9 protein-coding genes and 1 pseudogene are annotated in these 14204 nt (G+C 73.2%); 9 read left to right on the top strand and 1 reads right to left on the bottom strand.

What is annotated here, in order from left to right; all coding sequences use genetic code 11:
- Window positions 1-93 precede the first annotated feature (93 nt).
- Entirely contained in the window at window positions 94-1260 is a 1167-nt protein-coding gene (locus SSBG_RS03225; protein ID WP_008744795.1) for an Rv2578c family radical SAM protein, read from the bottom strand.
- A gap of 254 nt (window positions 1261-1514) precedes the next feature.
- On the opposite strand from SSBG_RS03225, the gene SSBG_RS03220 reads away from it, so the two are divergent.
- The 9 genes and pseudogenes from SSBG_RS03220 to SSBG_RS03180 form a co-directional block, all read left to right on the top strand.
- Window positions 1515-1958, top strand: a complete 444-nt coding sequence (locus SSBG_RS03220; RefSeq protein WP_008744794.1) for an SRPBCC family protein — start codon at window positions 1515-1517, stop codon at window positions 1956-1958.
- 301 nt (window positions 1959-2259) lie between these two features.
- A complete protein-coding gene (locus SSBG_RS03215) occupies window positions 2260-4731 on the top strand; it encodes an MFS transporter (RefSeq protein ID WP_050776713.1) in 2472 nt (823 codons plus the stop codon).
- Window positions 4732-5119: 388 nt separating this feature from the next.
- Window positions 5120-5227: a potassium-transporting ATPase subunit F gene (locus SSBG_RS30610; protein ID WP_037868825.1), complete on the top strand. Its 108-nt coding sequence runs from the start codon at window positions 5120-5122 to the stop codon at window positions 5225-5227.
- Between the two features lie 8 nt (window positions 5228-5235).
- The gene (kdpA, locus tag SSBG_RS03205; protein WP_037868823.1) at window positions 5236-6927 is read left to right on the top strand and encodes a potassium-transporting ATPase subunit KdpA; all 1692 of its coding nucleotides are present in this window, start codon (window positions 5236-5238) and stop codon (window positions 6925-6927) included.
- A pseudogene (gene kdpB, locus SSBG_RS03200) lies at window positions 6924-9006 on the top strand (potassium-transporting ATPase subunit KdpB). Before kdpA ends, kdpB begins: the two are co-directional and overlap by 4 nt.
- A gap of 6 nt (window positions 9007-9012) precedes the next feature.
- Window positions 9013-9678: a potassium-transporting ATPase subunit C gene (locus SSBG_RS03195; RefSeq protein WP_008744790.1), complete on the top strand. Its 666-nt coding sequence runs from the start codon at window positions 9013-9015 to the stop codon at window positions 9676-9678.
- 298 nt (window positions 9679-9976) lie between these two features.
- On the top strand, window positions 9977-10819 hold the full coding sequence (locus SSBG_RS03190) for a M55 family metallopeptidase (RefSeq protein ID WP_008744789.1): 843 nt from the start codon (window positions 9977-9979) through the stop codon (window positions 10817-10819).
- On the top strand, window positions 10812-12155 hold the full coding sequence (locus SSBG_RS03185; protein WP_008744788.1) for a M20/M25/M40 family metallo-hydrolase: 1344 nt from the start codon (window positions 10812-10814) through the stop codon (window positions 12153-12155). The genes SSBG_RS03190 and SSBG_RS03185 overlap by 8 nt, the downstream gene beginning before the upstream one ends.
- Window positions 12156-12199: 44 nt before the next feature.
- A partial coding sequence (locus tag SSBG_RS03180; RefSeq protein WP_008744787.1) for a S9 family peptidase occupies window positions 12200-14204 on the top strand: 2005 nt, incomplete at its 3' end.

The raw sequence follows: 14204 nt of genomic DNA, 5'->3' as shown, positions 1-14204 counted from the left end.
CGGGCCGGGCGGTGTGCGAGGCCGGGGCCGGTGCGGCTCCTGGGCCGGGCCCGGGCCCCAGGTTTCCGGGCGTGCGGGCCGTGCGCCACCGGCTCACAGAAGGCTGAGCTGGGTCGGGCCCGCAGGCTCGGGCCCCCGCGCACGCTCCGGGGCGTGCGCGGCCTGCACGCGCGCTCGCCCGTCGCGCCGCACGCCGTCCCGCGTACCGCCGTCCCGCGCCGCGCCGTCCTCTCCTCCGCCACGCCTCCCCGCGTCCCGCCTCCCCGCGTCCCCGTCCTCCGCGCCGCGCCAGGCCGCCGTGCGGCGCTCGCCCATGCCGTGGGCGCGGGCCAGTTCGTGGACCTGGCGCGTGATGCGGCGCTGGTACCACGTGGGCGCGTAGGCCCCGTCCCCGTACAGGCGCTGGTAGGGGCGGACGAGGTGCGGGTGCTCGCGGGCCAGCCAGGACATGAACCACTCGCGGGCGCCGGGCCGCAGGTGCAGCACGAGCGGGGTGACCGAGGTGGCGCCCGCTTCCGCGACGGCGCGCACCGTCGCCTCCAGCTGCTCCGGGCTGTCGCCGAGGTAGGGGATGACGGGGGCCATGAGGACGCCGCAGTCCAGGCCCGCCGCGCCGAGGCGCCGTACGACGTCCAGGCGCCGCGCGGGGGCCGGGGTGCCGGGCTCGACCGTGCGCCACAGCGTCTCGTCCGTGAAGCCGACCGAGACCGAGACGCCGACCCGCGTCACCCGGGCCGCCTCCGTGAGCAGGGGGAGATCGCGGAGGATCAGCGTGCCCTTGGTGAGGATGCTGAACGGGTTCGCGTGCTCGGTGAGCGCCCCGAGGATGCCCGGCATGAGCGCGTAGCGGCCCTCGGCGCGCTGATAGCAGTCGACGTTGGTGCCCATCGCGATGTGCTCGCCCTGCCAGCGCGCCGAGGCGAGGCGTTTGCGGAGCAGCTCGGGGGCGTTGACCTTGACGACGATCTGGCTGTCGAAGCCGAGCCCCGTGTCGAGGTCCAGATAGCTGTGCGTCTTGCGCGCGAAGCAGTAGACGCAGGCGTGCGAGCAGCCCCGGTAGGGGTTCACCGTCCATTCGAAGGGCATCCGCGAGGCACCGGGGACGCGGTTGACGATCGAGCGGGCGCGTATCTCGTGGAAGGTGATGCCCGCGAACTCGGGCGTCTCGAAGGTGCGGGTCGTGACGGAATCGGCGGAGAACAGCGTGTTCCGCGCGGTCGTGGCGTCGTCGGCGGTGTCGTTCAGGTTGTCCCAGCGCATGGCGGCCTCCTCGGGGTAGCGGACCGGCTGCGGGAGCCTCGCGGGCCGCGATCCGGTCGCGACCGGATCGCGGCCCGCGAGTGCGCGGCGCGCGGAAGGAGCGGGACCCGATCGCGTTCGAACAATAGAACATGTGTTCTCCTGATCGCTGGGAGGCCGGATTTGGCGGCGTGGCCCCGCGATGGTTGGGTGGGCCCCACCGCCGCACCGGCGGGCGTGGGAATACACCCGGCGAAGTCCCTGGAGGTAGTGCAATGGCGCAGGTCGAGGCCACGACGGAGCGGATCATCGCGGCCGGCCCCGAGGACGTTTTCGACGCGCTCGCCGACTACAGCGGCACGCGCCGGACGCTCCTGCCCGAACAGTTCAGCGAGTACGAGGTGCGCGAGGGCGGCGACGGCGAGGGCACCCTCGTGCACTGGAAGCTCCAGGCGACGAGCAAGCGCGTCCGGGACTGCCTGCTGGAGGTCAGCGAGCCGCGCGACGGCGAACTGGTCGAGAAGGACCGCAACTCCACGATGGTGACGACGTGGACCGTGACCCCGAGCGGCGAGGGCGCCTCGCGCGTCGTCGTCACGACGACCTGGAACGGGGCCGGCGGCATCGGGGGCTTCTTCGAGAAGGCGTTCGCCCCCAAGGGGCTCGCGCGGATCTACGACGCGGAACTCGCCAAGCTCGCGGCGCACTTCGGAAGCTGAGCACGCCGGGGGGCTCACCCCCCGCACGCGCTGTGCGCACGCCGGAGGGGCCGCTTTCCGCCGCCCCTCCGGCGTTTCGTCTTCCCGCCGCGTCAACAGGCCGTCGCGCCTTGCGCCGTTCCGGTGTCACTGAGACGAGTGGATCTCCGTATCCCCCCTGTCGTACGCCGTAAGGCTCTTACCGGCGCAGATGCCCGTGCGCCCGCGCACCACCCACCCCTGATCCGCGCTCTTCGTACTTGCGTCGCCACGGAAAGCGATGCGAGAACGGTTCCCGCACGGGCGGACGAAGGGGACAAGGGTGAGCGGTACGACGCTGGCGGAGAACTGGCCGGGGCTCGAAGAGCGGGGTGGTGTGCCCCTCGCCAAGCCGGTGCCCCCCGCTCCCGTACCTCCCAGGTCCGAGGGCCCGCCCCCGCCGGGACCGGCCCCCGCGCTGAGCCGGGCGCAACTGCGGACCGTGTTCCTCGGGCTCATGCTCGCGCTGCTCCTCGCCGCGCTGGAGCAGATGATCGTCGCGACCGCGCTCCCCAAGATCGTCGGCGAGCTGCACGGTCTCGACCGCATGTCCTGGGCGATCACCGCGTACCTGCTGACCTCCACGGTGGGCCTGCCGATCTACGGCAAGCTCGGCGACCTCTTCGGTCGCAAGGGCGTCTTCCAGTTCGCGATCCTCGTCTTCGTCGTGGGTTCCGCGCTCGCCGGCTGGTCCCGCTCGATGGACCAGCTCATCGCCTTCCGCGCCGTCCAGGGCATCGGGGCCGGCGGGCTGATGATCGGGGTGCAGGCGATCATCGGGGACATCGTGCCGCCGCGCGAACGCGGCAAGTACATGGGCCTCATCGGCGCGGCCTTCGGGCTCGCCTCGGTCGCGGGACCGCTCCTCGGCGGCTTCTTCACCGACCACGTCTCCTGGCGCTGGTGCTTCTACTTCAACGTCCCCTTCGGCCTGCTGACCCTCGTGGTCGTCACCGTCGTCCTGAAACTGCCCCGCCCCCGCCGCAAGGCGAAACTCGACGTGCTCGGGGCGACGCTGCTCGCCATCGCCTCCGCCTGTCTCGTGCTCCTCACGAGCTGGGGCGGCACCGAGTACGCGTGGGGCTCGCGCATGATCATCGGGCTCGGCGCGGGCGCCGTCGTCAGCACCGCCCTCTTCCTGCTCGCCGAGCACTACGCCGCCGAACCCCTCATCCCGCTGCGCCTGTTCCGCGAGCGCGCCTTCAACGTGACGGGGCTCGTCGGCGCCGTCGTCGGCATCGCTCTCTTCGGCGCGGCGAGCTACCTGCCGACCTACCTCCAGATGGTGGACGGCGCGAGCGCCACCGAGTCCGGGCTGCTCATGCTGCCGATGATGGGCGGCGTCGTCATCGCCTCGATCGTCGCCGGAGAGCTCATCACGCACACCGGGCACTACCGGATCTACCCGATCCTCGGCGGCGTCCTCTCGACGGTCGGCATGTGGCTCCTGTCCCGCCTGGAGATCGGCACCTCGCGCTTCACGTACAGCGTGTGGATGGCGGTGCTCGGCGCCGGGATCGGGCTCATCATGCCGGTCCTCGTCCTCGCGGTGCAGAACGCGGTGCGCCCGGGCGACCTCGGGACGGCGACGAGCGCGAACAATTACTTCCGGCAGATCGGCGGCAGCGTCGGGGCCGCGATCTTCGGCACCCTCTTCGCGAGCCGCCTCGCCGACGCGCTCGCCGACCGGCTGCCCTCGGGCGCCGGACAGACCCTGCCCGACCCCGAGTCCGTCACCCCGCAGCTCGTGCACCGGCTCCCGGCGCCGCTGCGGGACGGGTTCATCCAGGCGTACGCCGACGCGATGCCGAGGATCTTCCTCTACCTCGTGCCGGTCCTCGCCCTCGGCCTGCTGATCGCCTGCTTCCTGAAGGAGACCCCCCTCGTGTCCACCGCCGCAGCGCACACCCCCGCCGAGCCCGCCGAGCCGGGGCCGGAGGCGCTCGCCGACACCACCGACATCCGTCTCCCCGCGAGCCGCGCCCCGCACGCCGGCCCCGGCGTCCCCGTGTGCGGCACCGTCCAGCACCCGGACGGCAGCCCCGTCCCGCGCGCCGCGCTCACGCTCATCGACATCGCGGGCCAGCAGGTCGGGCGCGGCGCGAGCGGCGAGGACGGCAGGTACGCCCTCGCGACGCCCGGCATCGGCTCGTACGTGCTCATCGCCGCCGCCGGGGGGCACCAGCCGCAGGCGGTCACGGTGACGGTCGCCGAGCGGCCCGTGGAGCTCGACGTCGTGCTCGGCGGCGCGGGGCGGCTCGCCGGGCGGGTCATGACGGCGGACGGCACGCCCGTCGCGGGTGCCTCGGTGACCCTCACGGACGTGCGCGGCGAGGTCGTCGCGCACGCGCGCTCCGAGCACGACGGGGCGTACGTGCTCGACGACCTCGTCGCGGGCGAGTACACGCTCGCCGCGAGCGCGACCGCCTTCCGCCCCGCCGCGCTCCCGCTCAGCGTGCAGGCGGCGCGCGAGACCCGGCAGGACGTCGAGCTGGCCGGGGGAGCGGTGCTGCGCGGGACGGTACGGGCCCGGGGCGGGCGCCCCGTCGAGGACGCGCGCGTCACGCTGCTCGACGCGGCGGGCAACGTCGTGGACTCGCTCACGACCGAGGCTGACGGCAGCTTCCGCTTCGTGGACCTGTCCTCCGGCGAGTACACGGTCATCGCGGCGGGCTACCCGCCGGTCGCCACGGTGCTCCAGGTGGCGGGCGGCGGCCGTACGGAACGTGACCTCCTCCTGGGCCACGAGGACTGACCCCCCTCCTTCCCGACCGGCGGTCCGGCTGCCTCCCCTGCCGGACCGCCCCACGCCCGTCCCCCTCCCGCGGCACCGCCCGGGAGGAGGGCGGGCGCTTTCGCGCGGGCGCTCCCGCCCCGGCGCACCCGCTGCGCCCTCCCCGCCCCCGCGCACGCCCCACGCGTACGGAAGGCGTCAAGAGGACCCCGTGCGCCATATGGACGGCGTCAACAGCGCTCCCGGGGGCCGGAATCCGCGTTTCGATCGGAACGTACCCAACCGATCAGACCCGTGGAATCCCACGGCTTAGCTCTCTGGAGTCAACGATGGCCGATCTGGCCTTCGTGGCCACCGTGCTCGCGGTCTTCGCGCTCGTGGCCCTCGTCGCGAAAGGGGTGACGAAGCTGTGACCGCCGAAAACGTCACCGGGCTCCTCGTGGCCCTCGCCCTCCTCGTGGCCCTCGCCCTCCTCGTGTACCTCGTCCTCGCCCTGGTCCGTCCGGAGAGGTTCTGAGCGGCGACATGAGTCCCGTACTCGCCGGAATACTCCAGTTGCTCGCGCTCGTCGTCGCCCTCGGCCTCTCCTACCGGCCGCTCGGTGACCACATGGCGCGGGTGTATTCCTCGCCCCGCCACCTCCGGGTGGAGAAATGGATCTACCGGGTCATCGGCGCGAACCCGGACACCGCGATGCGGTGGCCCGCCTATCTGCGCGGAGTGCTCGCCTTTTCACTCGTCTCCGTCCTCTTCCTCTACGCGCTCCAGCGCCTTCAGGGAATCCTGCCCGGCTCGCTCGGTTTCTCCTCGATCGACCCGGACCAGGCGTTCAACACCGCCGCCTCCTTCGTCGCCAGCACCAACTGGCAGTCGTACTACGGCGAGCAGGCGATGGGCCACGTCGTGCAGACCGGCGGTCTCGCGGTGCAGAACCTCGTCTCGGCCGCCGTCGGCATGGCCGTCGCGATCGCCCTCGTCCGCGGCTTCGCGCACCCCCGGCTGCTGGGCCGCAAACTCGGGGCCGGTACCGCTGAGCTGGGCAACTTCTGGGCCGACCTCGTGCGCGGCACCGTCCGTGTCCTGCTGCCGATCGCCGCCGTCGCCGCCGTGCTGCTCGTCGCGTGCGGCGCGATCCAGAACTTCGCCGGTATCCACGAGGTCGGCCAGTTCTCCGGCGGCACCCAGCAGTTCAACGGGGGAGCGGTCGCCTCGCAGGAGGCGATCAAGGAACTCGGCACGAACGGCGGCGGCTATTTCAACGCCAACTCCGCGCACCCCTTCGAGAACCCGAACCCGCTCTCCAACCTCCTGGAGATCTTCCTCATCCTGGTGATCCCCTTCTCCCTGACCCGCACCTTCGGCCGCATGGTCGGCTCGGTGCGCCAGGGATACGCGATCCTCGCCACGATGGGATGCGTCTGGCTCGGTTTCACCGCGCTCCTGATGTGGACCGAATTCGCCCACCCCGGCCCCGCCTTCGACCTCGCGAACGGCGCGACGGAAGGCAAGGAGACCCGTTTCGGGATCGGTGGGTCCTCGCTCTTCGCGGTCGCCACGACCCTCACGTCCACCGGTGCCGTCAATTCCTTGCACTCGTCCTTCACCGGACTCGGCGGCGGCATCACCACGCTCGGAATGCGGCTCGGCGAGATCGCCCCAGGCGGCGTCGGCTCCGGGCTCTACGGAATGCTGGTCATCGCCGTCATCGCGGTGTTCCTCGCCGGGCTCATGGTCGGCCGCACCCCCGAATACCTCGGCAAGAAGACCGGCCCCCGCGAGATCAAACTCGCCGCGCTCTACCTCCTCGTCACCCCGGCGCTCGTCCTGTGCTTCACGGCCGCCGCGCTGACACTGCCCACGCCGGGCCACTCGATGACGAACTCCGGCCCGCACGGCTTCTCCGAGATCCTCTACGCCTACACCTCGGCCGCCAACAACAACGGCTCCGCCTTCGCCGGCCTCAACGCCGACACGCAGTGGTTCAACACCACGACCGGCCTCGCGATGCTCCCGGGGCGCTTCCTGCCGATGGTCTTCGTCCTCGCCCTCGCGGGCTCCCTCGCCGCACGGCGTCCCGTCCCCGAGACGGCCGGCACGCTCCGTACGGCGAAGCCCCTGTTCACCGGGGTGCTCACCGGCACCCTCCTCATCGTCACCGGACTCACCTACTTCCCCGCGCTCGCGCTGGGACCGCTCGCCGAAGGGCTCGCCTCATGAGCACCACCGCCCCCGTCCGGCCCCAGGCGCCGCCCGACACCCCGCCCCGCGTCGCCGGCGGCCTCTTCGACCCCGCCCAGCTCCTGCGCTCCCTGCCCGACGCGCTCCGCAAGCTCGACCCGCGTGTCATGGTGAAGTCCCCGGTCATGTTCGTCGTGGAGACCGGCTCCGTCCTCACCACCGTCCTCGCCTGCCGCCACCCGGGGGAGTGGTTCGGCTGGACGATCGCCGCGTGGCTGTGGCTCGCGACGCTCTTCGCGAACCTCGCCGAGGCCGTCGCCGAGGGCCGGGGCAGGGCCCAGGCCGCGTCCCTGCGCCGCACCCGCGCCGAGAGCGTCGCCCGCCGTCTGGACGGGACGGCCGAGGAGCGGGTCCCCGGCGGCGCGCTGCGCCCCGGCGACCTCGTGGTCTGCGAGGCGGGGGACGTCGTCCCGGGCGACGGGGACGTCGTCGAAGGCGTCGCCTCGGTGGACGAATCGGCCATCACCGGCGAGTCCGCGCCCGTCATCCGCGAATCCGGTGGCGACCGCAGCGCCGTGACCGGCGGGACCCGGGTCCTCTCGGACCGCGTCGTCGTCCGCATTCACCACGAAGCCCGGCGAGACGTTCATCGACCGCATGATCGGCCTCGTGGAGGGCGCCGCACGGCAGAAGACCCCGAACGAGATCGCGCTCACGATCCTGCTCGCCTCGCTCACGATCGTCTTCCTCCTCGCCGTCGTCACCCTCCAGCCCTTCGCGCGGTACGCGGGCGCCGAACAGTCCGTCACGGTCCTCGTCGCGCTCCTGGTGTGCCTCATCCCGACGACGATCGGCGCGCTGCTCTCCGCGATCGGCATCGCAGGGATGGACCGCCTGGTGCAGCGCAACGTGCTCGCGACCTCGGGCCGCGCGGTCGAGGCAGCGGGAGACATAGCGACATTGCTGCTCGACAAGACCGGCACCATCACCCACGGCAACCGCCGCGCGAGCGCCTTCCGCCCCGTCACCGGGGTCGGCGAGGCCGAACTCGCCCGCGCGGCACGCCTGGCCTCGCTCGCCGACGAGACCCCCGAGGGCCGCTCGATCGTCGCGCTCGCCGAGGAACGGACACCGGGCCCGTACGAGGAGAGTCCGGCCGGGACGGAGCACGTGCCGTTCACCGCGCGCACGCGCATGTCCGGCGTGGACCTGCCCGCCGAGCGGACCCGCGTCCGCAAGGGCGCGGCGGGTTCCGTACGGGAGTGGGTCCGCGCCGGGGGCGGCGACCCCGGCGAGGAGGCGGCCCGGATCGCGGACGGGATCGCCGCGAGCGGCGGGACCCCGCTGCTCGTCGCCGTCGAGGACGCGCGCGGGGCGAGGGTCCTCGGCGTCGTCCACCTCAAGGACGTCGTGAAGCCGGGGATGCGGGAGCGGTTCGCGGAACTGCGCCGCATGGGCATCAGTACCGTCATGATCACGGGCGACAACCCGCTCACCGCCGCCGCCGTCGCGAAGGACGCGGGCGTGGACGACTTCCTCGCCGAGGCGACGCCCGAGGACAAGCTCGCGCTGATCCGGCGCGAGCAGGCGGGCGGGCGGCTCGTCGCGATGACGGGCGACGGCACCAACGACGCGCCCGCGCTCGCCCAAGCGGACGTCGGCGTCGCGATGAACACCGGGACCTCGGCCGCCAAGGAGGCCGGGAACATGGTGGACCTCGACTCCGATCCCACCAAGCTCATCGAGATCGTTTCGATCGGCAAGCAACTCCTCATGACCCGGGGCGCGCTGACGACCTTCTCGATCGCCAACGACGTCGCGAAGTACTTCGCGATCATCCCCGCGATGTTCACCGCGACCTACCCGGGGCTCGACCGGCTGAACCTCATGCGGCTCGCCTCGCCCGAGTCGGCGATCCTGTCCGCCGTCGTCTTCAACGCGCTGATCATCGTGGCCCTCGTCCCGCTCGCCCTCAAGGGCGTGCGCTACCGGGCGGCCGGCGCGGACCAGCTCCTGCGCCGCAACCTCGGCCTCTACGGCCTCGGCGGCCTGCTCGCCCCGTTCCTCGGCATCAAGCTCATCGATCTCCTCGTCTCGCTCATCCCCGGAATCGGGTGACCCGCCATGAACTCCACCGCAGGCACCACGGGACGGCTCCTGTGGGCCGGGCTGCGCGCCCTGCTCGTCCTGACCCTCGTCACCGGCGTCCTCTACCCCCTCGCGCTCACCGGCATCGCCCAGGGCCTCTTCCCCGGCAAGGCCAACGGCTCCGAGATCAAGGAGAACGGCAAGGTCGTCGGCTCCGCGCTCATCGGCCAGCGCTACGACCTCCCCGCGCGGAACGGCGAGGACACCCCCCGCCCCGACCTGCGCTTCTTCCAGCCGCGTCCGTCGGGCGGCCTCGGCACGAACAGCGTCAACACGCGCTACAAGCTCATCCTCTCGGGAGCCACGAACCGCTCCGGCGACAACGAGGAACTGATCGGCTGGGTGCGCGAGGCCAAGGCGAACGTCGTACGCGACAACTCGGTCCCGGGCCACCCCGTGCGCCCGGCCGACGTCCCCGCCGACGCGGTGACGTCCTCCGGCTCCGGCCTGGACCCCGACATCTCCCCGCAGTACGCCGCCCTCCAGGCCCGCCGCGTCGCAGACCGCAACGACCTTCCGCTGAACGAGGTCCGCACCCTGATGGCCACCCACACGAGCGACCGCGCACTGGGCTGCGCGGGCGAACCGAGAGTCAACGTCCTCCAACTGAACATCGCCCTGCGGAAGGCGGTACGGCACTGACCCCCACCGCATCCCGACCCGCACCGCATCCCGACCGGCACCGAAATTCCAGCCCCTCCGGCGCTTGAGGAGCGGGGCCCGGGGCGGAGCCCCGAACAGGAGGCGCGGGGCGCAGCCCCGCACGGGGCCCGGGGCGAAGCCCCGGCCCCCCGCCCCCGCCCCCGCCCCACCGCCGCCGGTACGCCCATTGGCGGTGCCGCCACCCCGCCGCGAGGTCCATTGACCTGCGCGCCCGCCGCAAGATCTACTCTGACGGGGCCGCCCGCCCTGGACCGGGGCCCCGACGGAAGGAGGAGGCGTGCGCATTCTGATCAGCGCCGACATGGAGGGCGCCACCGGCGTCACCTGGCCCGGGGACGTCCTGCCGGGGACCCCGCTCTGGGAGCGCTGCCGCCCGATGTTCACCTCCGACGTGGACGCCGCCGTGCGCGGTTTCTACGACGGCGGCGCCGACTCCGTGCTCGTCAACGAGGCGCACTGGTCGATGCGGAACCTGCTCATCGAGCGGATGGACGAGCGCGTCGAGCTGCTCACCGGCAGGCACAAGGACCTCAGCATGGTCGAGGGCGCGCAGTACGAGGGCGCCCGCGCCCCCGACGCGATCGCCTTCGTCGGCTACCACGCCGGAGCCGGGATGGAGGGCGTCCTGGCGCACACCTTCCTCGCCAACCAGATCACCGGCGTGTGGCTCGACGGGCGCCGCGCCAGCGAGGGCCTGCTGAACGCCGCGCTCGTCGCCGAGTACGGCATCCCCGTCGTCCTTGTCACCGGAGACGACCTCGCCTGCCGGGACGCGGAGGGCTACGCGCCCGAGGCCCGCAAGGTCGCCGTCAAGGACCACGTCTCGCGCTACGCCGCGATCTGCCGCACCCCGGCCCGCACCGCGAAGGACATCCGCGCGGCGGCCAGGGAGGCCGTCGCCCTCGCGGGCCGCAGCGCACCCGTCCCGGCGGCGCCGCACACGATCGAGGTCGAGTTCGACGCCGCGCACCTCTCCCAGATCGTCACCTCGGTCCCCGGCGTCTCCCGCGCGGGCGAACGCAAGGTCTCCTTCGAGAGCCCGACCATGTACGAGGCGTACCGCACCTTCAAGTCGGTGTGCTCGATCGCCTCCGGAGCAGTGGAGGAGCAGTATGGCTGAGCAGCAGAACCCCGCCGGGGGCCCCGACGCCGCCGCCCTCGACGAGGTCGTCGCCTACACGTCCGACCTGATCCGCATCGACACCACGAACCGGGGCGGCGGCGACTGCCGGGAACGCCCCGCCGCCGAGTACTGCGCGGCCCGCCTCGCCGAGGCCGGGCACGAACCCGTCCTCCTGGAGCGCACCGAGGGCCGCGCCAACGTCGTCGTCCGCGTCCCCGGCACCGACCGGGCGGCGCCCGGGCTCCTCGTCCACGGCCACCTCGACGTCGTGCCCGCGCAGGCGGCCGACTGGAGCGTCGACCCGTTCTCGGGCGAGGTCCGCGACGGCCTGGTGTGGGGGCGCGGCGCCGTCGACATGAAGAACATGGACGCGATGATCCTCGCCGTCCTGCGCTCCTGGCACCGCACGGGGGTACGCCCCCGGCGCGACCTCGTGATCGCCTTCACCGCCGACGAGGAGGCGAGCGCCGAGGACGGCTCCGGCTTCCTCGCCGACCGGCACGGGCACCTCTTCGAAGGCGTCACCGAGGGCGTCAGCGAGTCCGGCGCCTTCACCTTCCACGACGGCTCCGGCAACGAGCTGTACCCCATCGCCGCGGGTGAACGCGGCACCGCCTGGCTGGAGCTGACCGCACGCGGGCGCGCGGGGCACGGCTCCAAGGCCAACGCGGAGAACGCGGTGAGCCGCCTCGCCGCCGCCGTCACGCGCATCGGCGCCCACCGGTGGCCCGTCCGCCTCACCCCCGTCGTGAGCGCCGCGCTCAGGGACATCGGCGCGCTCTACGGACTCGAAGCCGACCTGGAGGCGCCGGACTTCGACGTCGACGCCTACCTCGCCAAGCTCGGCCCCGCCGCCTCGCTCGTCGCCTCGACCGTCCGCAACAGCTCCAACCCCACGATGCTGAACGCCGGTTACAAGGTCAACGTGATCCCGGGCAGCGCCACGGCGATGATCGACGGCCGCTTCCTGCCCGGCCACGAGGACGAGTTCCGCGCCACGATGGACGAGCTGACCGGGCCGGACGTGGCCTGGGAGTTCCACCACCGCGAGGTCGCGCTGACCGCCCCGCTCGACTCGCCCACCTACGCGCGGATGCGGGAGGCGGTACGGGAGTTCGCGCCGGAGGGCACCCCGGTCCCGTACTGCATGTCCGGCGGCACCGACGCGAAGCAGTTCTCCCGCCTCGGCATCACGGGCTACGGCTTCTCGCCGCTGCGGATGCCGCCCGGGCTCGACTACAACGCGCTCTTCCACGGCGTGGACGAGCGGGTCCCCGTGGACGCCCTCCACTTCGGCGTCCGCGTCCTGGACCGCTTCCTGCGTACCGCCTGAGCGGACACCGCCCGCCGCCCGCACCTTTCGAGAGAGGCCCCCGCATGGGCAGCACCCCCGCCGAACTCCCCCACGGCACCTGGCCGTCACCGATCGACGCGGCGACGGCCGCCCGCCACGACGGCGCGCCCGACCACCTCGGCCACATCGGCGAGGAGCTGTGGTGGACCGCCCCGCGCCCCGCCGAGAACGGACGCAGGACCCTCGTGCGCCGTCGCGCGGACGGCACCGAGGAGAGCGCGCTGCCCGCGCCGTGGAACGTGCGCAACAGCGTGATGGGGTACGGGGGTTTCCCCTGGACGGGCCGCGCGGGCGCCCGCGGCCCGTTCCTCGTCTTCACCCACTTCGGCGACCAGCGTCTGTACGTGGTCGAGCCCGACGCCCCCGACAGCGCGCCGCGCCCGCTCACGCCGGTGTCCTCCCTCGGCGGCGGACTGCGCTGGTGCGAGCCGGTGTTCGCCCCCGGCGGGCACGAAGTGTGGTGCGTGCTGGAGGAGTTCACCGGCGAGGAACCGACCGACCTGCGGCGCGTCCTCGCGGCGGTCCCGCTCGACGGCTCGGCCGCCGAGGACCGCACGGCGGTGCGTGAACTGACCAGCGAAACGCACCGGTTCGTCACCGGGCCCAAGCTCTCCCCGGACGGCGCACAGGCCGTGTGGCTGGCCTGGAACCACCCCCGGATGCCCTGGGACGGCACCGAACTGCGGCACGCCGACGTCACCCCCGAGGGCGCCCTCACCGATGTCCGCACCCTCATCGGCGGACCCGGGGAAGCCGTGGCGCAGGCCGAGTTCACGCCCGAGGGCGCGCTCCTCGCCGCGACCGAGCGCGGCAACTGGTGGAACCTGCACCGCGTCGACCCCGCGAGCGGCGAGGCGGTCAACCTGTGCCCGCGCGAGGAGGAGACCGGCGGCCCGCTGTGGAAGGCGGGAATGCGCTGGTTCGCGCCGCTCGACGGAGGGCTCGTCGCGATGCTCCACGGGCGCGGCGGCAACGCCCTCGGCATCCTCGACCCGGCCGCCGGAACCCTCGTGGACGCCGCCGGGCCCTGGACCGAGTGGTCCGCGAGCCTCGCCGCGCACGGCAGCCGCGTCACCGGGATCGCCGCCGGGCCCGCCTCGGGCGCCGAGATCGTCCAGCTCGACACCGGCACCGGGCACGCCCGCGTTGTCGCCGCCCCGCACCAGGACGCCGTGGACCCCGCGTACTACCCGCGCCCCGAGGAACGCGTCTTCACCGGCCCCGGGGACCGCGACATCCGCGTCCACCTCTACCCGCCCCGCCACCCCGAGGTCACCGGGCCCGCCGGGACACCCGCCCCCTACGTGCTGTGGGCGCACGGCGGCCCCACCGGGTACGCGCCCCGCGTCCTGGACCTGGAGATCGCCTACTTCACCTCGCGCGGCATCGGCGTCGCCGAGGTCAACTACGGCGGCTCGGCCCACTACGGCAAGGAGTACCGCGAGCGGCTGCGCGAGCGGTGGGGCGTCGTGGACGTCGAGGACTGCGCCGCCGTCGCCCGGGCCCTGTCCGCCGAGGGCCTCGCCGACCCGGAGCGCCTCGCGGTGCGCGGCGGCAGCGCGGGCGGCTGGACCACCGGCGCCTCGCTCGTCTTCACCGACGTCTACGCCTGCGGCACGATCCTCTACCCGATCCTCGACCTGGCCGGCTGGGCCACGAGCGGCACGCACGACTTCGAGTCGCAGTACCTCGAAGGGCTCGTCGGCCCGCTCGCCGAGGTCCCCGAGCGCTACGAGGAACGCTCCCCGGCCCAGCACCCCGAGCGGGTGAGCGCCCCCTTCGTGCTCCTCCAGGGCCTGGACGACCCCATCTGCCCACCGGTGCAGTGCGAACGCTTCCTCGACGCGCTCGCGAGCGCCCCGGGCGGCGGCGTCCCGCACGCGTACCTGACCTTCGAGGGCGAGGGCCACGGCTTCCGCAGGCTCGACACCCTCGTCCGCGCCCTGGAAGCCGAACTGTCCCTGTACGCGCAGACGTTCGGCTTCGACCCCCCCGGTGTCCCGCACCTGGACTGCGCACGGGGGAGCG

It is taken from the genome of Streptomyces sp. SPB074 (assembly GCF_000154905.1).
Taxonomy (GTDB): domain Bacteria; phylum Actinomycetota; class Actinomycetes; order Streptomycetales; family Streptomycetaceae; genus Streptomyces.
The sequence above is the reverse complement of the archived record's forward strand: the minus strand, read 5'-3'. Positions and strand labels throughout refer to the sequence as shown.